The organism is Streptomyces sp. NPDC052101 (assembly GCF_040680235.1).
Classification (GTDB): domain Bacteria; phylum Actinomycetota; class Actinomycetes; order Streptomycetales; family Streptomycetaceae; genus Streptomyces.
Genome location: NZ_JBFAWH010000176.1, coordinates 1 through 1,027, shown reverse-complemented (window position 1 = coordinate 1,027; position 1,027 = coordinate 1). Strand labels below are relative to the sequence as shown.

The 1,027-nt window shown below is 65.1% G+C and carries 1 protein-coding gene; it reads left to right on the top strand.

Translation table 11 applies throughout. From position 1 onward, the window contains the following. Nucleotides 1-305, top strand: a 305-nt coding sequence (locus tag AB0L75_RS44600) for an alpha amylase C-terminal domain-containing protein (RefSeq protein ID WP_365191990.1), incomplete at its 5' end; no start/stop codon positions are given. Nucleotides 306-1,027: the final 722 nt, after the last annotated feature.

Here is a 1,027-nt window from a genome sequence, read left to right as displayed (position 1 = left end):
TCGGCGCCGCGGTCCCGGCCGCTGAACCGGGCGGCGCCCCGCTGCTGTGCATCACCAACCTCTCGGGGTCGCCGCGTCAGGGGCTGCGCGTGGGGGTGCCGTCCGCGGGGGAGTGGACGGTGGTGCTGGACACCGATGCGACCGACTTCCACGGTGACGGCTGGCGGGAGCAGACCGGCCAGTCCGAGGTGATCGCGGCACACGAGGGCCAGTGGCAGGGCCAGCCGGCCCACGTCACGGTGAACGTGCCGGCGCTGACCACCCTGTGGCTCCAGCCGACCCTGGACACGACGGCCACGCCCTGAGGAGTGGTGCACGTCACGGCCGGGGGTGACGGCGCTGGAGCGTCGAACGGGGCGGGCCAGGCCGAAGGAATCCGCGAGAACAGGCGGAAACCGGCCGCCCACCCTTGACCGCACGCCGGGTGCCGCCCCTGATTTTGTGTTCGGTGGGATTCGTGTGTAGGGTTCCATCTCGTGCTCAAGACGCCGACCGGGTGACCGGGAGGCGGGGTGAAGAACACAGAATCCGCGGATTCATGCCGAGAATGGCAGGTCCAGGGCGGGTGGTGCTCACCGGGTGCGCGGCCGGCAGTGATGCGGGTCGGGATTCCTGAAGAAGATGATCTGGTTTGACAGCCGGGAATCATGTGGTAAGCTCTTCGAGGCCTTCCACGTGGATGGTCCGGTGAGTGTCTGACCCCGCGGAAGCGGAGTTGACATTGTCGGATCGCGTGGTAAGGTTTTCTAGCCCGGCCACGTGAACGGACGGTGAATGCTTCGGACACGGAGTTGACACGGTCGAAACGGATGGTCTAGGATGGAGAAGTTGCTCCAGAGCGAAACGGCCCGCGGAGCGGGTCGCTGAAGCTGGAAGCGCCTGTTGTTTGAGAACTCAATAGTGTGCCAAGTTTGTTGATGCCAATTGTTTTAACACATATTGGTTGATCATCGCCTGCCACCCCCGTGGTGTGGCCCAAGACCTGTCGCCCCAAGGCCCATCGACCACAGGACCATCGACCACAGAC